The sequence below is a fragment of the Desulfosceptrum tomskiensis genome (assembly GCF_049818055.1).
In the GTDB taxonomy this organism is placed as follows: Bacteria; Bacillota; Desulfotomaculia; order Desulfotomaculales; family JASEER01; genus JBFLVT01.
Window position 1 is genome coordinate 1,002,643 of sequence record NZ_CP187479.1, and the last position, 23,410, is coordinate 1,026,052.

Here is a 23,410-nt window from a genome sequence, read left to right on the forward strand (position 1 = left end):
TCTAGCCCGAAACAGCTGTTCCTTTTACCGCAATACCCGAAATTTCAGCCGTTCCCTGCGCAGGAGATAGATGGAGACGCCCAGCAGGAGGCCGAGGACGGAAAGGCCGACGATACGGGGCCTTACAAAATCGAGGATGAGGGGCCAGTTATGTCCGAAGAACATCCCGATGGACAGGTAGAGCGCCGCCCAGGTGAGGGCGAAAAAGGAGTTGTAGAAAAGGAACCAGCCCAGCTCCAGTTGTGCCAGTCCGGCCAGGTAAGGCGTAAGGTTGCCCAGCCCCGGCACAAACCTTCCCAAAAGAACGAACAGACCCGCAGCCTTGGCCGGAGCGGCATGCGCGGCAAGAAGCTTTTCGGGCGTAATGTTAAGGTATTTGGCCAGGCGGTTGAAGACCGGCCCGCCCATGTTCCGGCCGATGAAGTAGGCGGCCACGGAACCGATGGTATACCCGACGAAGGACGCACCGAGGGCCGAGTAAAAATCAAACGTTCCCTGATTAATAAGAAAACCCGCCAGGATAATGAGAATCCCGCCGGGGAAACCGGGCACGCCGAGCGCTTCCATTACCATGGCCACGGCGATCCCGCCGAGTCCCAGGGTGGTCAGATAGGTCAGGACAAATTCCAAACAGGTCTCCCTCCTGAACCTATGATGCCCTGGTGCGGGCGCCTGCCATCCTCCATATTACTGCCATACCGACCATTTAGCGTGTCTGTCCTTATAAAACCTTGGCAATCCCGCTGTAGATCAAGCCCCGCTGGCTGTCGATGGTTATTGTTTCGCCGTCGGTCAGGATGGATGTCGCCCCCTCGACACCCACAATCACCGGCCGCCCGAACTGTAGCCCGACGATGGCCGCGTGCGACGTAAGCCCGCCCTCCTCCGTAACCACGGCCCCGGCCCGCTGGATGACCGGCACGTAATCACGGTCCGTAGAAGCGGCAACAAGGATGTCTCCCGGATTGACCTTCGCTTCGGCCTCGGCGGCGCTCCTGGCAATGCGGACCGTGCCGCTGACCGCCCGTGAACCGATGCCTGTCCCCCTGGCAAGGACGGTCCCCACGGTATGCACCTTGATCAGGTTGGTCGTGCCGGAAACACTAACAGGAACGCCGGCCGTAATAACCACCAGGTCCCCGCCTTTGATAAATTGCGCGTCAAGGGCGGCCTGAATCGAAGCCGCGATCATCGTGTCGGTATCGGAAATCTCGCGGACCAGCAGGGGGTGCACGCCCCATACCAGGGCCATCTGGCGCAGCACTTTTTGGCTGGGCGTCACCGCCACGATGGGGCAGGGGGGGCGATACCTGGCTACCATGCGGGCCGTATAACCCGACTGGGTTGCGGTCACGATGGCGGCCGCTCCCAGGTCGGCAGCGGTGGTGCAGGTCCCGTAGGCAATGGCGTCGGTAACTGTTCCGCGCGCCGCCACTCTGTTCCTGTCCAGTATTTCGTCGTAAGGAAGGGCTTCCTCGACACGAGCTGCGATGCGGGCCATCGTTGCCACGGCCTCAACCGGGTACTCCCCTACCGCCGTCTCGGCCGAAAGCATCACCGCGTCGGTGCCGTCAAGGATGGCGTTGGCGACGTCACTGGCCTCGGCCCTTGTAGGCCTGGGGTTGTGGACCATCGATTCAAGCATTTGCGTGGCGGTGATCACCGGTTTGCCGACCCTGTTGCAGTCTCTGATAATCCGTTTCTGGACAAGGGGCACCTCCTCGGCGTTGATCTCCAGGCCGAGGTCGCCGCGGGCCACCATAATCCCGTCGGAGACCTGGATGATCTCATCGAGGTTGCTTATGGCCTCCCAGGTCTCGATCTTGGCGATGATGAGAGCGTCGGACTGCTCCTCCTCCAGGACCCGCCGGACAGCGAGGATGTCGTCGGCTCGCCGCACGAAGGACGCGGCGACATAGTCGACGTCCAGGGAAACGCCGAAGCGGATGTCGGCGACATCCTTCTCGGTTACCGCTTCGATGCTGGTCCTTACGCCGGGAAGGTTGAGTCCCTTGCGGCTGGTCAGCACCCCGTCGTTCAACACTTCGCAGTGGACGTCAGTCTCGGTGGTGGCAAGAACCTTGAGGGCAATGAGGCCGTCGGCGAGGAGGATGGTATAGCCGGAGGACACCTCGCGGGGCAACGGGGGGTAGTTGACGGGAATGCGCGTTGCCGTGCCGTCGGCCTGTTCAACGGTCAGGGTGACTCGCTCCCCTGCTTTGAGGTGCAGCGGGCTCGCCAGGTCTCCGACCCTGATCTTGGGACCCTTAAGGTCCAGCAGAATCGCCACGTTTCTATGCAGTTCCCCGGCGGCGGTACGGACGGTTTCGATGCGCCGCCGGTGCTCTTCGTAACTTCCGTGGGAAAAGTTCAGGCGGGCCACGTTCATCCCGGCCAGAATCATCTTCTTCAGCGTTTCCGGCGATTCACTGGCCGGGCCGATGGTACAGACGATCTTGGTATGGCGCAAGCTTCTGCCCCCTTTTCGCGCGCCGCGCATCGCCTTGCCTCAGATAGAAAGAATGCCTGCCAAACGGTAGGTTTCCAGGTCTATCTCCTTGCGGTCGCGCAGTGCCCGCTCGAGGTCATAGTGGGTTATCCTGCCCGCTGCGCTGCCCACCGCCGTTTTCTTGGCGCCTTCGGCCAGCAGTTCCACGGCGCGGGCCCCGTAGCGGCTGCCCAAAATCCGGTCCAAAGCCGTAGGCGTGCCGCCCCTCTGGATGTGCCCCAGGATGGTCACCTTGGTATCGAAGCCGGTCCGTTCCTTGATCTGCCGGCCAACCTCCACGCCGCTCGCCGCGCCCTCGGCGACGACGATCACGCTGTGCAGCTTGCCGCGCCTGTACCCGCGCATCAGACGTTCACAGACTTCCTCGATGCTGAAAGGCAGTTCCGGGATGAGGATGGATTCGGCCCCGCCGGCAAGTCCCGCCTGCAGGGCAATGAAGCCGGAATTCCGGCCCATCACTTCCACGATAAAGGTGCGCTCGTGCGATGTAGCCGTATCCCTGATCTTGTTGATGGCCGAAACCACGTTGTTGACCGCGGTGTCGAACCCGATGCACCAGTCCGTCCCGGCGATATCGTTGTCAATGGTGGCGGGCACGCACACGACGGGCAGCCCGTATTCCTCTTGAAAAAGCTTGGCTCCCATAAAAGAGCCGTCACCGCCGATAACCACCAATCCCTGGATCCCGAAGCGATCGACATTATCGTAGGCCCGGGCGCGTCCTTCACGGGTCATGAACTCTTCCGAGCGCGCCGTGCGGAGGACTGTCCCGCCGCGATGGATAATGTCGGCCACCGAACCCAGGTTAAGCGGCTCCATCTCGGCCTCCACGAACCCCGCAAAGCCTCTCTTGATCCCGATGACTTCCATGCCGTGGTAAATAGCCTTGCGCACGACCGCGCGCACGGCAGCGTTCATTCCCGGGGCGTCTCCACCGCTTGTCAGCACGCCTATACGTTGCACATCCGGTGCTCCTTCCTACGGCGCTGCTGACGGGTACGGACTGCAGCGCCCTAGAGGTAACCTAAACCGCGTAGCTTTCTATATCTGCTTTCGACCAATTCATCCGCCGGCAGGGTCTTAAGTTCGCCGAGATGGCGGCAAACAGCCTCGCGGAGCAAATCAACCGCGCGTTGCACGTCGCGGTGCGCCCCCCCGAGAGGCTCGGGAATGATTTCGTCGACGACGCCGAGTCTCTTCAAGTCCTGCGCCGTCAGCTTCAGCACTTCCGCAGCGTCCCTGGCCCGGCCCGCGTCCTTCCAGATAATGCTGGCGCAGGCCTCCGGCGAGCTGACCGAGAAGACAGCGTGCTCCTGTATCAGGAGACGGTCGCCCACGCCCAAGGCCAGCGCCCCGCCGCTGCCGCCTTCGCCGATGACTATCACTATTATTGGTACTCTTAGGGTACTCATTACCATAATATTTTTGGCAATAGCCTCGGCCTGTCCCCGTTCCTCGGCCCCGATCCCGCAATAAGCCCCGGGCGTGTCGATAAAACACACGATGGGACGGCCGAATTTCTCGGCCTGGCGCATGAGGCGAAGGCCCTTGCGCAGCCCCTCGGGGTGGGGCATCCCAAAGTTCCGGGCGAGATTGTCCTTCGTTCCCTTGCCTTTCTGGTGGCCGAGTACGGTAACTAGATAACCATTCAGCCGGGCGATGCCCGCGACCACCGCGGCGTCGTCGCCAAACAGCCTGTCGCCGTGCAACTCGATGAAATCGCTGCAAAGATGGTTGATGTAGTCGATGGCGGAGGGCCTTTCGGGATGCCGGGCGATCAACACCTTCTGCCAAGGTGTGAGGTTCCCGTAAACGGACTCTTTGAGTTCCTCCACCCTTTTTTGCAGGGTGGCGATCTCGCTGTCCAGATTCAAATCTTTTTCAGCGGCGAAAGCCTTAAGCTCTTCGATCTTGCTTTCCAGTTCGAATACCGGTTTTTCAAAGTCAAAAACGGTCGGCACTAAGTTACTCCTCCCGTTGGTGCAGACTGAGGATCCTGACCAGGGTTTCCTTCATCGCGGACCGCGGCACAACCTTGTCGATGAACCCGTGATCTCTAAGGAACTCCGCTGTCTGAAACCCCTCGGGGAGCTTCTGGCGGATGGTCTGCTCGATCACCCGCGGCCCGGCGAAGCCGATCAGGGTTCCGGGTTCGGCCAGAATGACGTCCCCCAGAAAACCGAAGCTCGCGCTGACGCCGCCCATGGTGGGGTCGGTAAGCACCGAGACATAAAGCAGGCCCGCTTGATCGAGGCGGGCAAGGGCGGCGGCTGTCTTGGCCATCTGCATGAGAGACAGGATGCCTTCCTGCATGCGTGCCCCGCCCGAAGCCGAAAAAATGACGACAGGCAGCCTCTTGTCAATCGCCCTTTCTATCGCCAGGGCGATTTTATCCCCCACGACGACGCCCATGCTGCCCATGACAAAATTGGGTTCCATGGCCGCAACGATGCAGGGATACCCGCCGATGGCCCCCTCGCCGGTAATGACGGCATCCTTCAAGCCGGTAGCTTCCTGCGCTGCCGCCAGTTTCTCCGCGTATCCGGGGAACTGCAGAATGTCGACGGGGTCAAGCTCAGCGCCGAATTCCTTAAACTCGTCATCAACAGTAATGGCGATGCGTTCACGGGCGGTAAGCCTGAAATGATGGTTGCATTTCCGGCAGACCTTGAGGTTGCGTTCAAGGTCCTTGGTATACAGGATCTCGCTACAGTCAGGGCATTTTATCCAGAGACCTTCGGGAATCTCCCGCTTCTGGTCCGGCTTGACCGTGAAATACTTGGGGCGCTTGAACAAGTCAAAAACCATGGTTACCCTCTCCCGGGGCGCTAAAGCGCGTTGATTATCTCTAAGGCCTCGTCTGCTTCCCCTAGGGGTACAAGGATTTCAATGGAGCTGGCGCCGTCGTTGTCCGGTTTGCAAGTCCGGAGCTTGACGAGCAGGCCTTCCTGAGTAAGACCATCCCTTATTCTTTTAGCCTCAGGTTCATCAAGAGCGATATAGACAACGGTCCACACAGCGGAAGCCCCCCGTGAAGCCTTCGGAAAACGTGCTTGGAAGAGAAGAAATCAGTTACTTACCAATAACTGCTTCCATGACCAAAAATAGTATACCCGCTCCCATGCCTCCGGATACCGAAAAGGATATAATTCTTCCTAGACGTCATCGGTGCGCAGGGAACCGTGCCTGGTCAGTATCTCGGCCTTGCCGCGCACCTTGATGGCCGCCGTATGCTCGGTAAATTGAGCGACCATAACCTCACCGCGGTCGAGCTTTTCGGTATGATGGAACTTGGTGTCTTTACCGCGGGTAAGTCCCATAATGGTAACCCCATTCTCCAAGGCCTTGATGATGATGTACTCAGCGGCCCACGAATCTGTCAAATCTTACACCCCTTGTCAGGATTTTTAAAGTATCGTAACACAGCCATAAAGGACTTGACAAGCAAACCCGCCCGGCACTCAGCATCCCTAACCCTTTATACACAGTGGGCTGAATGCCGGGTTAAAAGCCGAGGGCGCGCCAGCGGACCTGCACGCGGTGCGAACCAAGCAGTTCCTTCAGCTTGCCGATCACCGGGGTGGCGAGGTCTACGCTGAATTCCTCTTTCATTCTCCGGCCGGGGTCGCCCCCGACACGGACGATCCGGACCTGGCTGGGACCGACATATCTCCTGAGCAGGCTTATCGCCTCGTCCAGTTTAGCCTGCTCCGCGTCCGTGATCGTGATACGGACTTCGGCCCCTTGGTCAAGAGAAGTGATACTGTCGGCAAGGATCTTCTTTTCATCGCCGTTCGCCGCCACCGTGCCGGTTACCAAAACGGCGGCGTCGGGGCCAAGAAGCAGTCGGGCCTGTTCAAAGACACGCGGAAAAACGACGACCTCCACCCGTCCGGTAAGGTCCTCAAGGGTGAAGAAAGCCATCGGCTCGCCTTTCTTGGTGGTGATCCGCTTCAACCCGGTCAGCAGGCCCCCCAGAATCACCTGCTTGCCGGCCGTCATCTCCGCGACCTCGTGGCAGTTTGCCGACGAAACCGAGCGTAAAAGGTGGCGGTACTGGGACAAGGGGTGCCCCGAAATATAAAGGCCCATAGTCTCTTTCTCCAATGCCAGCAGTTCCCGCCGGGGCAGTTCCGTCATCCTGGGCAGCGCCACCTCGTATGACGCCCCCGGTTCATCAAAGCCGCCAAAAAGGCTCATCTGCCCTGAATCTTTTTCTTTTTGGGCCTTGTGGGCGATCTCCAGGGCCTGATCCAAGACGGCCAGCAGTTGCGACCGGTACGCCCCCAGGGACCCGAAGGCTCCCGCCTTGATCAGGCTTTCCATCGCCCGCTTATTGATCAGCCGCCCGTCAACCCGCTCCAAGAAATCCACAAGCGATTTGAAAGGCCCGCCCTTTTCCCTGGCTTCGATAATGGCCTGAACGGCTCCCAGGCCCACGTTCTTGATGGCGGCCAGCCCGAAACGGATCTTGCCCCCGGCGATGGTGAAGTTCTCACGGCTCTCGTTGACGTCGGGCGGGAGAACGTCGATTTCCAGGCGGCGGCACTCTTCGACGTAGACGCTGACTTTATCGGTGTGGTCCTTAACGGAAGTCAGCAAGGCCGCCATAAACTCGGCCGGGTAATTGGCCTTTAAATAGGCCGTCTGGTAAGCGATCAGGGCGTACGCCGCGCTGTGCGACTTGTTGAACCCGTAGCCGGCAAAGTACTCCATCAAGTCGAAAACCTGCCCGGCGACCGACGGGTTGACGCCCTTTTTGACGGCGCCTTCAACGAACCTGGAACGCAAACCGGCAATGATCTCGGGCTTCTTCTTGCCCATCGCGCGCCGCAACAGGTCGGCCTCGCCCAGCGTGAAGCCGGCCATGTCGCTGGCGATGCGCATTACCTGCTCCTGGTAAAGGATGACGCCGTAAGTGTCCTTGAGGATGGGCTGCAGCAGCGGATGCAGGTAGATTACTTCCTTGACACCGTGTTTGCGCTGGATGAAGTCGTCCACCATTCCGCTGCCCAGCGGCCCCGGCCTGTACAGGGCCACCAGGGCGATGACGTCTTCGAAGGCCTCCGGCCGCAAATCCCGCAAGATGGCGCGCATGCCGCTGGATTCAAGCTGGAACACGCCGATGGTCTCTCCCCGTCCCAGCAAATCGTAGGTCGCCGGGTCATCCAGGGGGAGAGCGTCCATGTCCAGTGTTGTTCCTCGCGTCTCGCGGATCAGGTTTACCGCTTCACCGATGACGGTCAGCGTCCTCAACCCCAGGAGGTCCATTTTGAGCAGGCCGAGCTTCTCGACGGTCTCCTTGGCGAACTGCGTGGCGATGACACCGTCGGAGGTCCGGTATAGCGGGAGATAGTTCGTGAGCGTCTCCTTGGCGATGACCACCCCGGCCGCGTGAATCGAGGCATGGCGGGGCATCCCTTCCAGCGCGCGGGCGACGTCGATCAGCTTGGCGACCTGCTCGTCCCCCTCGTAGAGCCTGGCCAGTTCCTGGGTTTGCAGCGCCTTGTCGATGGTCATCCCCAGTTCCGGGGGGATCAGCTTGGCTACCCGGTCCACCTCCGCATACGGCATACCGAGGGCCCGCCCGACGTCCCGCACGGCGGCCCGGGCCGCCATCGTACCGAAGGTGATGATCTGGGCCACCCTGTCGCGCCCGTACCGGTCAAATACGTAGTCGATAACCTCCTGGCGCCGCTCAAAGCAGAAGTCGATGTCGATGTCCGGCATAGAAACCCGCTCGGGGTTGAGAAACCTTTCAAAAAGCAGGCCGTAAGGCAGCGGATCGAGGTTGGTTATACCCAGGCAGTAAGACACGATGCTCCCCGCCGCGGAACCCCGCCCCGGTCCCACCAGGACGCCTTTTTGCCGGGCGTAGTGGATGAAGTCCCACACAATCAGAAAATAGCCGCTGAAGCCCATCTGGCTGATAACGCCCAACTCAAAATCGATCCTCGCCGCCACCTCATCGGCGACCTCGCCGTAACGCTCGCGGGCACCCCGATAACAGAGCTCGCGAAGGTACGAATCCACGTTATACCCGTCCGGGACCCTGTACTCCGGGAGGTGGAGTTTCCCGGACTCAAGGTTGACCTGGCAACGCTCGGCGATAAGAGCGGTGTTGGTCAGCGAGGAGGGAATCTCGCCGAAGATGGCGGCCATCTCCTCGGGGCTCTTAAGGAAGAACTCCTGCGAATCAAAGCGCATGCGCTGGTTGTCCAGCACCGTCTTCCCCGTCTGAATACAGAGCAGGATATCGTGGATTTCCGCGTCGGCTTTTTTGACGTAGTGCACGTCGTTGGTGGCCACCACGGGTATGCCCAATTGCCGTCCGATGTCGACCAGGGCCCGGTTCACAGGACCCTGCTCTTTAAGCCCGTGGTCCTGGAGTTCCAGGAAAAAGGCGTCCCCAAAGATGTCCCGGTACTCCCCGGCCGCGGCCCTCGCCTTCTCCATTTCACCCTGCATGGCGAAATGGGCGATTTCTCCCGCCAGACAGCCGCTGAGGGCGATCAGCCCTTTATTGTAGCGGTACAAAAGGTCTTTATCGACCCGCGGTTTGTAATAGAAACCCTCGGTGTATCCCAAGGACACGAGCCGCAGCAGATTTTTGTAACCCTCATCGTTTTCGGCGAGCAGCACGAGGTGGTATTGCTTGTCGTCGACCCCGGCCTGCTTGTCCTGCATGGTCCGGGTGGCGACGTAAACCTCGCAGCCCAAAACCGGCTTGATCTCTTCCTTGCGGCAAGCGTTGTAAAAATCGATTACCCCGAACATGGCTCCGTGATCGGTAATGGCCAGGCTGGTCATGCCGAGCTCGCGCGCCGACCGGACCAGGTCCGGGATGCGGGCCGCGCCGTCCAAGAGGCTGTATTCGGTGTGACAGTGCAGGTGTACAAAGCTGGACAAACCAACAACACACTCCGATAAGAGGATAGTTAACGACTATGTTCTTGGCGCGGGCTGGTATTTCCTGCCGCCTACCCTACGCCATGCCTGGGAAGCCCTGCTGGCGCAAAGCCTCGTAAAGCACAATGGCTACGGTGTTGGAAAGGTTGAGGGAGCGCTGGTCGTTAAGCATGGGGATACGGACGCAGCGTTCGGGATATGAAGAAACGAGTTCTTGAGGAAGGCCCGCTGTTTCTTTGCCGAATACCAGAAAGCATTCCGGCTCGTAGCGGACCTCGTGGTAAGCCAGCCGCCCGCGCGTGGTCAGCAGGTAAAAAGGACGCTGCACTATCAGCGCCAGCAGCTCGGACAGGCTTGCGTGATGCACGACCGGCACTGATTTCCAGTAATCCAGGCCGGCCCGCTTCAAATAGCGGTCGGCGGTCGAGAAGCCCAGGGGGTGCACCAGGTGCAGGGTCGTTCCGGTAACGGCGCACGTGCGGGCCACGTTGCCCGTGTTCTGGGGAATCTCAGGCTCAACCAGCACGACGTGCATCTTAGCAGTTGGTGCAGAGGCGCTTGTGCTCAAGCATCAAACACCGGTCCATGATCATGTCGATCCCATGCTCTTTGGCGATGGCCGCGCCTTCCTCGCTGGTGATGCCGACCTGCAGCCAGACTGCTTTCGGTTTTAGACCGACGGCATCCACGACCACAGGCACAACCTGGTCGCTGCGGCGGAAGACGTTTACGATATCCACCTTCTCCGGTATCTCGGCCAGGCTGCGGTAAACTTTCTCCCCCAACACTTCCCGGGCGTTGGGATGCACGGGGATGATCCTGTATCCGCTAGCCTGCATGTAAGCGGCCACCTTGAAACTGTCGCGGTGCGGTTTCGGAGAAAGCCCGACCACGGCGATGGTCCTGGCCTCTTTAAGCAGGTTTTTGATTACTTCGTCTTCAGGGTTGCTGTGCACGTTGACCCTCCTGCAATTTTTTTTCTATTTACAGGGCGGACATTCCTTCCTGAAAGCGGCCAGCTTTTTCAGGTATGCCGCGACGACCTGGCAAAAGGTGGCGTGGGACCATGTCAGCGGCGCCACGGACAGGGGCTCGCCCGTATAAGGGTGCAGTTGCTCGGACAGCAGCCCCGTCGGCATCCGGTAACGGCAGACCCACTCCAGGATATCGAGCGCCGGGGCCAGGTCGGCTTCCGTCTGCGCCTTCTTCACGTACCAGTCGGCAACCCAGAGGGTACAGATGATCCAGGGATTCCCGGGCACGTTCGCCAGGTCGTCGCTGCGTTTGAAATAGAAATCGTTCACGTAGCGGGCAACGCCGCCGACCTCGGTCTTCACCCAAAGATCCCTGACAATGCTCTGCATTGTCCCCTCGACCTGGGGTGAGGACGGCTCCAAAACCCCCAGCCCCACAACCCCCCAAAGGCTCGCGTCCAGGGTGTTGTCGGCAACCAGCCCGCCGTTCGGGTCGCGCCGGAGCCCTCTCAGGAAGCGCCCGAGTTCGGGACTGAAAAGGTAGCGCAGCAACGCCTGTTTAACCTCCAATGCCGCCCGGCGCCACGTATACTCCGACCTTTCGTCCCCCAGGAGCGCGGCGATATTGGCAGCGGCGTTCAAGCCGGCGCAGACTGTCGAGGTCGTGAAGGTAAAGATCCCCCGCCGTTCCTCCCAGAGGTCGTAGCTTTCCATAGGCAGACCGGTCAGGGGGTCCCGGTACTCGGACATAAAGTCCGCCGCCGGCTTGACCAGGACGGGGTAAAGCCGGGCGAGGTGCTCGAATTTGCGGTGCCGCCGGTAGTGTTCCCAGAGGGCCCAGACGACGAGCCCGGTTTCGTCTTCTTGAATGGGCAACTGCAGAGCCCCGTCCTCAACCCAGGGATGCCAGCTCGATCCGGGCGTCCCGTCGGGGTTGTACTTGTGCTGGAAGTAGCCCCCTTCATTCAAGACGCGGGCCGAGAATTCAAAGAAGGCCGCCGTGACATCGCCGAAACCGGCCTGGTCGAGGGCGTAGGCCACGAGCGCCCCGTCCCTGGGCCAGACATAGGAGTAGTGGTCGCGGTTGGTTTCCAGAATATCCGTATCATTGGCCGCCAATATGCCTCCGCGATTATCGATCTGGCTTCTTGTAATCAGAAAGCTCAGCGAGGCCGTCCGGGCCACCTCGCGCGGAAGGTGGTGCACCGGCAGGCAGGCCGAGCTGACCCAGTTGCGCCAGTAAGTCTCGGTCTCCCGTATCATCACGCCCGGGTCGTGCTCCAGCACATAATCGTTCAAACGGCGGACCTCGGCCAAGTCATCCCCTGCGGCGATCCAAAAGTAAACCTCTTCCTCCGTCGCGCCGGGCGGGGTAAAAAGGCGCACGCTTAGCGAGGAGTCCACCGAACCCTGGTCGATCGCGTTGCCGTTCAACCACCCGTCCTCCGCATCCGAACGGCCGCTGGCGCCCTGAAGGCGCTTCTGGACATTGTACTGGTAGATGCCGCCCCGCCGGGAACGGCCGTTGATCAAGAAGTAATAGTTGCGTTTGTAGTGATACATCGCCCGGGTCTGCGGATCGTAAAGAGCCGTGTCGCCGACGTCGTTTCCGCCCAGGTACATATCGTTATAAAAGAAAACGCGCGTCTCCTGCTCGCTGTCGCTTAGATTGTTCAAACGCAGCAGGAGCAAAAAGACGTTCAATCGATAGTGCACCGCAGCTTCCGCTTTGATCTTCAGGGACAGCCTGCGATTTGTCGCCTCGATCAGGCCTACAAGCGACTGGTCCTTGTAGCCCAAATCTTTGGTCCACTCCGCGCTGTGGAGCCATGAAAACTGCCCGTTGACCCAGAATCCGATAGCGCTGCGGTGCCCCCCGATGTGATTCTCCATGCCTACATACGGGTAGTAAAGGTCACGCAGGTAAATACTTTCATCAAAATTAAGCAGCAGGTTGCCGTTTCCCAGGACGAGATGGCGGGTCAAGTTAAATCCTCCCAATAAGATAACTTTTTAATGCAAATAAACGTCTTTATCGCGGGAATACTAGAGAAAGCCTGACGACCTCGTATTTTTATTATTCTTGCACAAAAAGACAAGAATATGGTTGGCCATTTAAGGGGGGAAGTAGATGACCGCTACCGTATGGGCTGCGGTAGCTATTCTCTTGGTCCTGAGTGTGGCTCTTTTTTTGTGGATACGCACCGACAGGGCACGCCGCCGCGTTGCCACCCGGCCGCAAATCTCCTTCGACGAGGAGTTTGCCCAAGAGATTAGCCCGGAGCCGTTACAACAGCCAAGTGAATTTGTCTGCGAACTTCCTCGCCGGTACGGACAGGACCGCCTGGCACTGTTGGTACGTGACCCAGGATGGCTGTTTGCTTACTGGGAGGTTTCAGCCACCCGGCTGGAAGCAATTAGAAGCTCTCCGAAATGGAGAAACGCCCGTCCGGTGCTCCGCCTTTACAACGTGACCGGCGTGGACTTTAACGGGCACAATGCCTTGAGTTTCGTCGATGTACCCATCACTCCCGATGCCACCAGCTGGCATATCGAGGTCAACCAGCCGAACTGCAGTTTCTGCGTCGACCTCGGCCGGCTTGCGCCCAACGGAGAATTTTTCACAATCCTGCGCTCGAACATTGTCACCACCCCGCGGGCCGCTCTTTCCGACCGCATTGATGAGGAATGGATGTGGATCGAGGGGATATACCGCTCTATTGTAAAAGCGGAGACCGGGGTCAGTTCTGTCTTGATCGTTGAAGAACTGGGCAGGAAAGCGGCTGAGATCCCCGGAGTCAGTTCAGCAACTTTAATTCAGGACAGAGGAGAAGTTTAATGGCCAAAGGTTACCTTGCTCTGGTTTTGCACGCGCATCTGCCTTACGTGCGCCATCCCGAATATGCATTTTCTCTAGAGGAACGCTGGTTTTATGAAGCCGTTTCCGAATGCTATATTCCGCTGATTTGGACCTTTGAGAAACTATTGCAGGACCGCGTTCCCTTTCAGGTGACGCTCTCGCTGTCGCCTACTCTCCTCTCCATGCTTACCGACCCCTTCCTTCAGGAACGTTACGTCAGGCATCTGGAAAAACTGATTGAACTGGGCGAAAAAGAGGTTCGCCGCACGCGGGGCACTCCATTTGCCGTGCCGGCCGGCATGTATTTGGAACGCTACCGTAACGCCCACCATACTTTTTGCCACCGCTACCACCGGAACCTTGTAAGCGCCTTCCGGGGTTTCCATGCAACGGGCGCTGTCGAGGTCATCACCTCCGCAGCCACGCATGGTTACCTGCCGCTGATGATGCTGCACCCGGAGGCCGTGCACGCCCAGATTTCCGTCGGGGTGGACGTCTACCGCAGGCACTTCGGCAAAAAGCCGCCGGGCATGTGGCTGCCCGAATGCGGTTACGTGCACAACCTCGACCGCATCCTGGCCGAAGAAGGCATCAAGTACTTCTTCACCGACACGCACGGCGTCCTTTTCGCTTCACACAGGCCGCGTTTCGGAGTCTATGCGCCTATATACTGTCCGTCCGGCGTGGCAGCCTTCGGCCGCGACGCCGAGTCGTCGAAACAGGTATGGAGCGCCCAGGAGGGCTATCCCGGCGACTTTGACTACCGGGAATACTACCGCGACATCGGCTTCGACCTGGACTACGATTACATCAAGGACTACGTTCACCCCAACGGGCTCCGTGTCCATACCGGGTACAAATATTACCGCATCACAGGGAAAGGCCGGCACAAAGAGCCTTACGTGCCCGAGTGGGCCGACGGCAAGGCAGTGAACCATGCCGGGAACTTTATGTTCAACCGCCAGCACCAGATACGCTACCTGACCAAATTCATGGATCGCCCCCCGATAGTGGTGGCTCCCTACGATGCCGAGCTCTTCGGGCACTGGTGGTTCGAAGGTCCGCGCTGGCTCGAGGTGTTAGCCCGGAAGATCGCTTTCGAGCAGGACGAACTGGAGTTAATTACGCCCGGGCATTATCTTCAGCGGCACCGGTGCAACCAGGTGGCCACGCCCTGTGACTCGAGCTGGGGTAAAGGCGGCTACAACGAGGTATGGCTGTCCGATAAAAACGATTGGATTTACCGTCATTTACACTGGGCGGCGGAGAAGATGATCGAGCTGGCAGAGCGTTTCCCCGACGCTGAAGGAGACCTGCGGCGGGCCTTGAACCAGGCAGCCCGCGAACTGCTGCTCGCTCAGGCCAGCGACTGGGCCTTTATTATGAGCACGGGGACGATGGTCGATTACGCCATCAGGCGCACTAAGCAGCACCTCGTCAACTTCAAAGGACTGTGGCACCAGATCAACGAAAACAGGATAGAACCCTTTTGGGTCTCGGAACTGGAAAACCGCAACAACGTTTTCCCGGACATCGATTACCGCGTTTATAGTCCCAGGTAAGGTATACATCTTAAATTCTGCATACCAGCTGCCGTTCCTAGTTTTGCTGATAAAATTAAAAAGCTATTTATTTGCATTTTTAATGATTTGATTGATTTTGCCAATGTACATTTCAGTTAACGATTCGGCCACTTCCATTGATACTCCCTCGCTGAAGACCTTGCAGAGCGGCTGCTCAGGGTCGGGAAGCACGAGGGACCACCCGTCCCGGTGAAAGACCTTTACTCCGTCGAGTAGTTCCATTCTGCTGCTGTCTTCCGTTTCTATCAGCCGCCTGATCACCCGCCCCTTGGCGTCCCAGGACACGGGGACGTCCTTTTTGTCCAGGTAGAAAACGGGGATCTCATCCACGAGCTCGGACAGGGACGAACCCGTCTGACCCATAAACCCGAGAATGCGCGTCAGCGCCGAGAGACCGTCAAAATGCAGGAAAAACTGCGACACGTCCTGAGCCAGGATCTTTTCCACAAAATCCTGGGGCGACGTCTTCGTGCGCACGACCGAACCCTTATAGCGCTCGGCCATTTTTTCTATGGCGTGGGGGGCAGTGACGGGTACCACCACCGAGCCCCGGTTGCTCTTTAGAACATAGAGGGCGATCAGAGCCGTCAGCATGTCGTCCTCGATAACGCGGCCCTTATCGTCGATCAGGATGAGGTGCTCGCCGTTGGCGTCCAGGACAGCGCCCGCGGTGGCCTGATCCTCGACAACCTTCCGGGTCAGGTTCTCAACCGCTTCGCGCATCGCTCTCCAGGGCCTGGGCTGCCGCCCGCTTGTCTCGTCACCAACGCGGCTGACGTGGAGATCGAGTTCGCGGGACCAGGATCCGACCAGGGATGAAAGCAGCAAGCCGTCGTAAAGCATCAGCAGGTGGCCTCCCAGGTCGGCCACGGCTCCCGCGTCAACGTCGTCGAGGACGGCCTGGAGGTAAGCGTCGAGCATGCCCGGCACATGGGCCACCTGCTGGAGACGCGTTGCGTCCGCGCGCCGGAAATCCTCCCTGGCCATCAGGTTCTCGATCTTCCGTTCGAGCGCCCGTGAAATGTTTCCGCCCCGCCCGTCGGTTAAAGTCAGGATAACCCTTGAGGAATCCTGGGTGGAAAGCTTGATGTGCACCCCGCCGGAGCAATCTAGGTTGCGCACGCCGAAACGGTGCGCCGGGGTGGTCAGCTGACCCAGGTCCAGCACGGCCACGCCCGCGCTCTGCAAGCCCGCGACGGCAGCGCGCTTGAGCATGGCGGTAGCCGGATACCCGTCCCACGAGACACCGACCTTGGCATCGCGGCGGAAGGCGCTCCCGAAAGCGGCCGCCAGGCGAGCGCAAAACTCGGGCGTCATCTCGATGTTCGTCAGCCCGCTTACGCCTTCAGTCCCGAAAACGGCCTTGGCCTTGCGCGTCCCCCAGACGATGCTTTCGTTGACGGTGGCCCCGACGTCGACCAGTTTCCGCGGCCAGAGCTTGACCTCGGGCATCAGTGTCCCGCCCTCTTTAATGATCGAATCGTCGCCGACCACCGCCCCTTCATAGACGCCGGCCGTGGTCTGTACCTGCACGCGACTGCACAGGACGGCGCCCCGCACGTGGGCGCGCGGCCCGATATAGACGTTGTCCCAGCAAATGCTTCGTTTAACGGACGCGCCTCCCTGGACGATGCAGCCGCTGCCGAGAACGGTATAGGAATCAATAACCGCGCCGGGGCCGACGACGCAGTTGTCGCCGATGAAGGACGGGCCCTTCAAAACGCATTCCGGGTCAAGGTCGACGCCGTGGCCCGCCCAGACCTGCGGGGCGATTTCCTCCCCCGGAATCTTTATGGTTACCCTGCCGGACAGGGCGTCCCGGTGGGCCTGCATATAGGCCTCGAGGTTGCCGATGTCGCACCAGTAGCCGTCGAGCACGACGCCGAAAAGGGGTTTCTTCTCGCCGAGAAGCAATGGGAACAAATCCTTCGAAAAATCGAAAGGCTGGCCCGGGGCGAAATACCCCAGGGCCTCGGGCTCCAGAACGTAAATGCCCGTGTTCACGGTATCGCTGAATACCTCGCCCCAACTCGGCTTTTCGAGGAACCTCACGATATGCCCTTCCGCATCGGCAATCACCACCCCGTATTCCAGGGGGGTGGGAACCCTGGTGAGAACCAGAGTGGCGATTGCGCCGCGCTCCTTGTGGAATTGGATGGCCTGTGCCAGGTTGAGGTCCGTGAGGGCGTCACCGCTGATGACCACAAAAGTTTCGTCAAGAAAAGACCCGGCGTTTTTCACGCTGCCGGCTGTTCCGAGCGGGGTTTCTTCGACGAAGTAATGCAGGTTGACGCCGTACTCGGACCCGTCGTCGAAATGATCGCGAATGGCGTCCGGAAGGTACATCAAGGTAACCCCGATATCCGTGATACCGCATTGTTTCAGAAGCTCGATGCAATAAACCATGACGGGCCTGTTGAGCAGCGGCACCATCGGCTTGGGCTTGCCGCAGGTCAGCGGGCGCAGGCGCGAGCCTTCCCCGCCGGCCATAATGATCGCCTTCATTTATCTACCTTTACCTCCTATCTTCGACCTCCGACCTCTTTTCAATTCACTGGCAATTCACCTCAGCGAATTGCTTCGAGTCTTATCGCTGACCTCCGACCTCCGACCTCTTTATCAAGTGTTGTACCCGTTCCAGAATGCGACCCTGGCGTTCCTGCGCCGCTTTCCAGTCCCGGTTCCGCCTTTCCCGGTCGACTTGGCGGTAGACATCGACCGTCTGCCTGGCAATGGTGTTCCAGTCGTATTGCGTCTGAACCATGCGGAAAGCCCTCTCCTGAATCATTTTGGCGAGGGACGGGTTTGTTAGCAGGTGAATGATGTTGTGGGCCAATGAGTTGGCGTCTCCTGTATAGGCTTTCAGCCCCGTGACGCCATGTTCCACGATCTCGCTCAAACCCCCGGTGTCGGAGACCACCACGGGCGTACGCGCGGCCATGGCCTCGAGGGCGACGATGCCGAACGGCTCGTAGAGGCTCGGAAAAACGGCCGCCTCGGCCCAGTGGTAGAGAGCGTTGCGCACCTCGTCGTTGATGTAGCCGGTGAAGTAAACGCGGTTTTGCAGGCCGAGGTGGGCGGCAAGGGATCTCAGCTCCTGCTCGTAGGGTCCCTTGCCCGCAATGACGAACTTGGTCGCCGGGCAGTGAGCGAGGATGTTCGGCATGGCCCGGATCAGCACCTGGACACCCTTTTCCGGCACCAGCCGCCCGACGTAGAAAACGATTTTCTCATTCGGCGCGGCATAGAAATCCCGGTTGACCCGCTGCGAACGGTGGGCGAAATTGGCGGGGTCCACGCCGTTGTTGATCACCGCGATCTTGTCCGCAGGGGTCTGGAAGACATACTTTATCTCCCCCTCCATGTAACGGGAGCAGACGATGACCCGCCAGGCCTCATAGGTAAGCCACCATTCAACGTTGCTGATGTAGTTTTGCAGCTGGTTGTGCAGACCGTTGTTCCGCCCGAACTCGGTGGCGTGGATGGTGGCGATCAAAGGCGCTGTCAAGGCGTGCTTCAGGGCCCTCGCCGCATAGGCCACAAGCCAGTCGTGGGCGTGGATGATGTCAAACGCGCCATACCTCCTTGTGAGGGGGATAACCTCCTCCAGCATGGCGATGTTGAACTGTAAAACCCACGTTGGAAAGTCGGGGGTTGAAACCTGGTAGGGGTGAACCCTGTAGACGTTTACGCCGTTAACGGTTTCGTAACGCGGGGCGCCGGCGGCGGCGCACGTAATCAGGTGCACTTCCACCCCCTGCCTGGCCATGGCCGAGGTAAGATCGTAAACGTGCTGGGCCAATCCCCCCACGCTTTTAGGAGGATATTCCCAGGAAAGCATGAGCACACGCATTGTCGAACCCCTCTCTAGTGCAGCTGGAAATATCAAAAACCCGAATGGCTGCGGGATTGAACGGCAAAAGAACAGCGGCCGACGCGGTATCTTGTTGAAGGAGGTGAAGCGTTTAACAGCCTCCTAGAGAGGTATTATGTGTAGTCCTGGCAATTTTTATAATGGACAATAAAAATCCCCGCCGCTGCGGGGATAACGCGTTTCTTAGATCATTCTGCCGTTGTGTATCGTCCAGGTCCAGTTCAGCCCGTTATTGTTGTCCCAGTTATTAGCACTGTCTCTAAAACAGAAATTGATGCGATCCTGATCAACGGGCGCCTCAAACGTCTTTACCCAACCGTAGCCCGTCTTGGACATCTTCAGGTCCTTGACGTCCCGCCAGTCATCGGGAGAACCGTAACCTATACGCAAGTAGACCTGATCAGCACCGGCGCGCGCCAGCAAACCGTTGTAAAAAACCGTCGTCTCCTGGCCGGCGGTAATCGGGGTCGGGTCCACAACCACCCCGCCAGGGTATTCAGCCTCGGCCATCCGTTCCAGTTTCCCTGCATCCGTACCGAAGTTCGTAGGTTCCAACGCTTCCCACCTCCTTGGAGTATTTGTTCCTCGAAGAATAGTATGAGGTGGGCCAAGAAGCATTATGTCAGGAAACATCTGTCCCTATTTTCTCAATAATGGCGTCGGCCATCTCGCTGGTACCAGCGGTCCCGCCGAGGTCGTACGTGACACGTTGACCTTCTTTGAGGACCGCTGTCACGCCGCGCATGACCCGTTCAGCAGCTTCGGCTTCGCCCAGATGGCGGAGCATCAGAACCCCGGAGAGAATGGTGGCCAGGGGATTGACTTTGTTCATCCCGGTATACTTCGGCGCGCTGCCGTGCACCGGTTCAAAAACCGCTATACCGTCGCCGATGTTCGCTCCCGGAGCGACGCCCAGGCCCCCGACCAGGCCGGCGCACAGGTCGGAAAGGATGTCTCCGTACAGGTTGGGCATCACCATCACGTCGTAATTCTCCGGCGCCTGCACCAGTTTCATGCTCATGGCGTCGACGATCATGTCTTCAAAGGCGATATCGGGATATTCCTCAGCAACCTTGCGCGCGCATTCAAGGAAAAGACCGTCTGTAAGCTTCATGATGTTGGCCTTGTGCACGGCGGTGACCTTTTTGCGCCCGTCGCGCCGGGCCAGTTCAAAGGCAAACCGGACGATACGCTCGGAGGCATGCCGGGTAATGATTTTGATGCTCTCGGCGGCGTCCTTGCCCACCCGGTGCTCGATGCCCGCGTAAAGGTCTTCGGTATTTTCGCGGACCACGATCAGGTCGATGTTTTCATAACGGCTAACGATGCCGGGCAGGGACTTCGCCGGGCGGACGCAGGCGTAGAGGTCCAGTTCCTGTCTCAGGGTGACGTTAACGCTCCTGAAGCCCTTGCCCACGGGGGTCGTGAGGGGTCCTTTCAAGGCGACGCCGTTCTTCCTGATGGAGTCCAGGACGTGATCCGGCAGCGGCGTCCCGTACTCGGCGATCATGGCCTCCCCGGCGTCCACGACCTCCCAGTCGATCACCGCGCCCGAGGCGTCGAGAACCCTCCGGGCCGCCAGCGTGATTTCCGGCCCGATGCCGTCCCCCGGGATCAGTGTTACCTTGTGCGCCACGGACTAACCTCCAGTCTCCTAGTCGAAATTAAAGGTGCCGTACTTGGCGAAGTGCGCCGCCAGCCCGCCATCTTCAAGGATTTTCAGCATTACGCGCGGCAGCGGCCGGATCTGGATGACGGTATCCTTGGTCACGTTTTTAATGTACCCCGCAGCCATATCCACCACCAGCTCATCGCCCGGATCGATCAGGTCGGTATCGCATTCGATAACGGGCAGTCCGGTGTTAATGGCGTTGCGGTAGAAAATCCTGGCGAAAGACTTGGCGATCACGGCTGAAATGTTGGCGTACTTTATAGCCAGCGGAGCCTGCTCGCGGGACGAGCCGCAGCCGAAATTCCTGCCCGCGACGATGAAGTCGCCCGGCGTGATCTTGCTGTAGAAGTCGGGGTCCAGGTCCTCCATCACGTGGGTCGCCAGTTCCAGCATATCCAGCGTCTTAAACTTGTATTTGCCCGAGATGATGTAATCGGTGTTCACGTCATCGCCGAACTTATGGGCCTTGCCGGTTAACTGCACGTTTTTCACCTGCCTGCGCTGTTAGTTGCCCTCGATGAATTCCCGCGGGTCGGTTATCACGCCGGTCAGTGCCGAAGCGGCGACCGTCGCCGGCGACGCCAGAAAAATCTCGGCGTTCCGGTTCCCCATCCGCCCTTTAAAGTTACGGTTCGCAGTAGAAATAACAGTTTCGCCGTCGGAGGGAACGCCGTTGTGCGTCCCCACGCAGGGCCCGCAGCCCGGCGTGACCACGGCCGCCCCGGCCTCCACGAGAGCGGCGAGGGTGCCGTCGGCGATGGCCTCGAGGTAAATCCTGCGTGAAGCCGGAGCCACGATGAAACGGACGTCGCGCGACACCTTGCGCCCTTTTAGGATACCGGCGGCAATCCGCAGGTCCTCCAGGCGCCCGTTGGTGCAGGTTCCGATGACGGCCTCCTGGATCGGCCGGCCGGCGACCTCGCTCAGCGGAGCGGTGTTGTCGACGCGGTGGGGCTTCGCCACCTGCGGCTCCAGGTTGGAAACGTCAAACTCCAGGACTTTTTCGTACCGGGCGTCCGGGTCGCTCTTCACGGCCGCAAAGTGCCGGTCACTGTAACGGCGCACCCAGTCGAAGGTCTTTTCGTCGGCTTCCATCAGGCCGGCCTTCGCGCCCATCTCGATGGCCATGTTGGAAACGGTGAACCGCGCCTCGATGGAAAGGGCGTCAATGGCTTCCCCGACGTATTCCGCGGACATGTAAGTGGCCCCGTCGGCCGTAACCTGCCCGATCAAAAACAGGATCAGGTCCTTGCTGTAGACTCCGGCGGGGAGACGCCCGTGGCAGACGAACCTGACGGTGGGCGGGACCTTGAACCACATCTTGCCGGAAATCAGCGCGGCGGCCAGGTCCGTCGAGCCCACGCCGGTGGCGAAGGCATTGAGGGCGCCGTACGTGCAGGTATGCGAGTCGGCGCCGATGACCAGGCTGCCCGGCCCCACCTTTCCGCTCTCCAGCATGAGCTGGTGGCAAACCCCGTCCCCGATGTCATACAGGCGGCAGCCCGTTTCCCGCGCGAAGTCGCGCATGAGGGCGTGCAGATTCGAAACGCTTTCGCTGGGGCTGGGGGCGCTGTGGTCGATGACCAGAGCAACCTTGGAAGAGTCAAAGAGGCGCTGTCCCTGCATGTTCCGAAAAGCCCGGATGGCCAGCGGCGACGTCCCGTCCTGTCCCATTACGAAGTCGACGTCGGCGACAACGATATCCCCCGCGTACACCTCGCGGCCGCTCTTGGCCGAGAGGATTTTTTCGATCATCGTCTGTCCCATGCTTCGTGCCTCTTCCCAAAGTAGTCTTCGTAGATGTACATGAGCTCCTTCTCAAAGAGGGAGCGCTTCAGTTCGACGGCCGTGGCGCGGATGATCGGAAGGAGCTCCTGGGCCTGGTGCCTGGTCAGGTGGATGCCGAACTCGGCGAATTTGGCCCGGACCGCGGCCCCGCCGGAATGCTTGCCGATGACGATCTGGCGTTCCAGGCCGATTTCCTCGGGACTGAACGCCTCGTAAGTGCCCGGGAATTTCAACGCGCCGTCGGCGTGAATGCCCGACTCGTGGGCGAACATGTTGGAGCCGACGATGGCCTTCCACTTCGGCAGTTCGCGGCCGGAAGCCCGGGAAACGTACTCGGCGGCCTCAAGAAGCAGTTCCGTCTTGAAACCGAGGTCGACCTTGTAGATGTGTTTCAAAGCCATGACCACCTCTTCGAGGGGGGAGTTCCCCGCCCTCTCGCCGAGACCCATCACGGTGACGCCGATATAGTTGGCTCCGGCCTTAAAGCCGGCCAGGGCGTTGGCCGTGGCCATGCCGAAATCGTCGTGAGTATGCATCTCGACTTCGATGCCCACGTTGTCGATGATGGTCTTCACATTCTCGTAAGCGGTGAAGGGATCAAGGATACCCACCGTGTCGCAGTAGCGCAAGCGGTCGGCGCCGGCCTGCTTGCCGAGGCGGGCGAACTCGATCAGGAACTCCATGTCGCTGCGCGAGGCGTCCTCGGCGTTCATCGAGACGTACATGCCTTCCTTTTTGGCAAACGCCACGGCGGTCGTGATCTGCTCCAGGACCCATTCCCTGGAGGCTTTCAGTTTGTGCTTGATGTGGATGTCCGAGGTGGAAATGGATATCGCCACGGCGTCGACGCCACAGGAGATCGAGTGTTCGATATCCTTGATCACCGGCCGGTTCCACCCCATGATACTGGCCTTCAGGCCAGCCTTGCATATTTTGCGGATGGCCTCCTCCTCGTCGCCGCCCATAACCGGGATACCGGCTTCGATTTGGTGCACGCCCAGCTCATCAAGAATCTTCGCGATACGCAGTTTCTCGTGATTGGCAAAAACCACACCCGCCGTCTGCTCACCGTCGCGCAGCGTGGTATCGACGATGAAGATCTTGCGTTCCGACATCCGAATCCCTCCTAAAATTACAAATTGGTGCGCACCTCGTGCGCATCTTAAGCAGTTTCACTGAGAACCGGCTAACTGACTGGTTGGCGATCCGCCCGACTTACAACTCAACCCTTGAACGAATAA

The 23,410-nt window shown here is 59.5% G+C and carries 20 protein-coding genes; 2 read left to right on the forward strand and 18 right to left on the reverse strand.

Going from position 1 to position 23,410, the window contains the following annotated elements:
* Positions 1–24: 24 nt before the first annotated feature.
* The 11 genes from ACPV0M_RS05120 to ACPV0M_RS05170 all read right to left on the reverse strand — a co-directional run bounded on the left by ACPV0M_RS05120 (position 25) and on the right by ACPV0M_RS05170 (position 12,378).
* Positions 25–630 carry a DedA family protein gene (locus ACPV0M_RS05120; RefSeq protein ID WP_425621878.1) on the reverse strand — a complete coding sequence of 202 codons (606 nt, stop codon included), beginning with the start codon at positions 628–630 and terminating at the stop codon, positions 25–27.
* A gap of 91 nt (positions 631–721) precedes the next feature.
* Positions 722–2,470, reverse strand: coding sequence for a pyruvate kinase (gene pyk, locus ACPV0M_RS05125; protein WP_425621879.1), 1,749 nt, complete (start codon positions 2,468–2,470; stop codon positions 722–724).
* Positions 2,471–2,509: 39 nt separating this feature from the next.
* Complete coding sequence (gene pfkA, locus ACPV0M_RS05130) at positions 2,510–3,472, reverse strand: 6-phosphofructokinase (RefSeq protein ID WP_425621880.1); 963 nt, start codon at positions 3,470–3,472, stop codon at positions 2,510–2,512.
* A gap of 50 nt (positions 3,473–3,522) precedes the next feature.
* A complete protein-coding gene (locus ACPV0M_RS05135) occupies positions 3,523–4,470 on the reverse strand; it encodes an acetyl-CoA carboxylase carboxyltransferase subunit alpha (RefSeq protein WP_425621881.1) in 948 nt (315 codons plus the stop codon).
* Between the two features lie 4 nt (positions 4,471–4,474).
* Complete coding sequence (gene accD / locus ACPV0M_RS05140) at positions 4,475–5,317, reverse strand: acetyl-CoA carboxylase, carboxyltransferase subunit beta (protein ID WP_425621882.1); 843 nt, start codon at positions 5,315–5,317, stop codon at positions 4,475–4,477.
* A gap of 20 nt (positions 5,318–5,337) precedes the next feature.
* Positions 5,338–5,526: a glutamate decarboxylase gene (locus tag ACPV0M_RS05145; protein ID WP_425621883.1), complete on the reverse strand. Its 189-nt coding sequence runs from the start codon at positions 5,524–5,526 to the stop codon at positions 5,338–5,340.
* Between the two features lie 138 nt (positions 5,527–5,664).
* Positions 5,665–5,892 carry a trp RNA-binding attenuation protein MtrB gene (gene mtrB, locus ACPV0M_RS05150; protein ID WP_425621884.1) on the reverse strand — a complete coding sequence of 76 codons (228 nt, stop codon included), beginning with the start codon at positions 5,890–5,892 and terminating at the stop codon, positions 5,665–5,667.
* Between the two features lie 121 nt (positions 5,893–6,013).
* On the reverse strand, positions 6,014–9,418 hold the full coding sequence (locus ACPV0M_RS05155; protein WP_425621885.1) for a DNA polymerase III subunit alpha: 3,405 nt from the start codon (positions 9,416–9,418) through the stop codon (positions 6,014–6,016).
* A 76-nt stretch (positions 9,419–9,494) separates the two neighbouring features.
* Complete coding sequence (gene trmL / locus ACPV0M_RS05160) at positions 9,495–9,953, reverse strand: tRNA (uridine(34)/cytosine(34)/5-carboxymethylaminomethyluridine(34)-2'-O)-methyltransferase TrmL (protein ID WP_425621886.1); 459 nt, start codon at positions 9,951–9,953, stop codon at positions 9,495–9,497.
* 1 nt (position 9,954) lies between these two features.
* Entirely contained in the window at positions 9,955–10,374 is a 420-nt protein-coding gene (locus ACPV0M_RS05165; RefSeq protein WP_425621887.1) for a CoA-binding protein, read from the reverse strand.
* 24 nt (positions 10,375–10,398) lie between these two features.
* On the reverse strand, positions 10,399–12,378 hold the full coding sequence (locus ACPV0M_RS05170; protein ID WP_425621888.1) for a glycoside hydrolase family 15 protein: 1,980 nt from the start codon (positions 12,376–12,378) through the stop codon (positions 10,399–10,401).
* 145 nt (positions 12,379–12,523) lie between these two features.
* Between ACPV0M_RS05170 and ACPV0M_RS05175 the strand changes: the two genes are divergently transcribed.
* Positions 12,524–13,231 (forward strand): DUF4912 domain-containing protein, encoded by a 708-nt coding sequence (locus tag ACPV0M_RS05175; RefSeq protein WP_425621889.1) that lies wholly within the window; start codon positions 12,524–12,526, stop codon positions 13,229–13,231.
* On the forward strand, positions 13,231–14,814 hold the full coding sequence (locus tag ACPV0M_RS05180) for a glycoside hydrolase family 57 protein (protein WP_425621890.1): 1,584 nt from the start codon (positions 13,231–13,233) through the stop codon (positions 14,812–14,814). The genes ACPV0M_RS05175 and ACPV0M_RS05180 overlap by 1 nt, the downstream gene beginning before the upstream one ends.
* Before the next feature lie 63 nt (positions 14,815–14,877).
* Here ACPV0M_RS05180 and ACPV0M_RS05185 read toward each other — a convergent pair whose 3' ends face one another.
* The 7 genes from ACPV0M_RS05185 to nifV all read right to left on the reverse strand — a co-directional run bounded on the left by ACPV0M_RS05185 (position 14,878) and on the right by nifV (position 23,284).
* A complete protein-coding gene (locus ACPV0M_RS05185) occupies positions 14,878–17,340 on the reverse strand; it encodes a sugar phosphate nucleotidyltransferase (RefSeq protein WP_425621891.1) in 2,463 nt (820 codons plus the stop codon).
* Between the two features lie 82 nt (positions 17,341–17,422).
* Positions 17,423–18,688, reverse strand: coding sequence for a glycosyltransferase family 4 protein (locus tag ACPV0M_RS05190; RefSeq protein ID WP_425621892.1), 1,266 nt, complete (start codon positions 18,686–18,688; stop codon positions 17,423–17,425).
* Positions 18,689–18,892: 204 nt separating this feature from the next.
* Positions 18,893–19,219, reverse strand: a complete 327-nt coding sequence (locus tag ACPV0M_RS05195; protein WP_425622133.1) for a carbohydrate-binding protein — start codon at positions 19,217–19,219, stop codon at positions 18,893–18,895.
* A gap of 112 nt (positions 19,220–19,331) precedes the next feature.
* Positions 19,332–20,345 (reverse strand): isocitrate/isopropylmalate dehydrogenase family protein, encoded by a 1,014-nt coding sequence (locus ACPV0M_RS05200; protein WP_425621893.1) that lies wholly within the window; start codon positions 20,343–20,345, stop codon positions 19,332–19,334.
* An 18-nt stretch (positions 20,346–20,363) separates the two neighbouring features.
* Positions 20,364–20,864: a 3-isopropylmalate dehydratase small subunit gene (locus tag ACPV0M_RS05205; RefSeq protein ID WP_425621894.1), complete on the reverse strand. Its 501-nt coding sequence runs from the start codon at positions 20,862–20,864 to the stop codon at positions 20,364–20,366.
* A gap of 21 nt (positions 20,865–20,885) precedes the next feature.
* Entirely contained in the window at positions 20,886–22,148 is a 1,263-nt protein-coding gene (locus ACPV0M_RS05210) for a 3-isopropylmalate dehydratase large subunit (protein WP_425621895.1), read from the reverse strand.
* Complete coding sequence (gene nifV, locus ACPV0M_RS05215; RefSeq protein ID WP_425621896.1) at positions 22,133–23,284, reverse strand: homocitrate synthase; 1,152 nt, start codon at positions 23,282–23,284, stop codon at positions 22,133–22,135. Before nifV ends, ACPV0M_RS05210 begins: the two co-directional genes overlap by 16 nt.
* Positions 23,285–23,410 lie beyond the last annotated feature (126 nt).

Coding starts and splice junctions, on each gene's coding strand:
- nifV (WP_425621896.1), bottom strand. CDS start 23,284: ATGTCGGAACGCAAGATCTTCATCGTCGATACCACGCTGCGCGACGGT.
- ACPV0M_RS05180 (WP_425621890.1), top strand. CDS start 13,231: ATGGCCAAAGGTTACCTTGCTCTGGTTTTGCACGCGCATCTGCCTTAC.
- accD (WP_425621882.1), bottom strand. CDS start 5,317: ATGGTTTTTGACTTGTTCAAGCGCCCCAAGTATTTCACGGTCAAGCCG.
- ACPV0M_RS05195 (WP_425622133.1), bottom strand. CDS start 19,219: ATGGCCGAGGCTGAATACCCTGGCGGGGTGGTTGTGGACCCGACCCCG.
- ACPV0M_RS05175 (WP_425621889.1), top strand. CDS start 12,524: ATGACCGCTACCGTATGGGCTGCGGTAGCTATTCTCTTGGTCCTGAGT.
- ACPV0M_RS05185 (WP_425621891.1), bottom strand. CDS start 17,340: ATGAAGGCGATCATTATGGCCGGCGGGGAAGGCTCGCGCCTGCGCCCG.
- trmL (WP_425621886.1), bottom strand. CDS start 9,953: ATGCACGTCGTGCTGGTTGAGCCTGAGATTCCCCAGAACACGGGCAAC.
- ACPV0M_RS05210 (WP_425621895.1), bottom strand. CDS start 22,148: ATGGGACAGACGATGATCGAAAAAATCCTCTCGGCCAAGAGCGGCCGC.
- ACPV0M_RS05190 (WP_425621892.1), bottom strand. CDS start 18,688: ATGCGTGTGCTCATGCTTTCCTGGGAATATCCTCCTAAAAGCGTGGGG.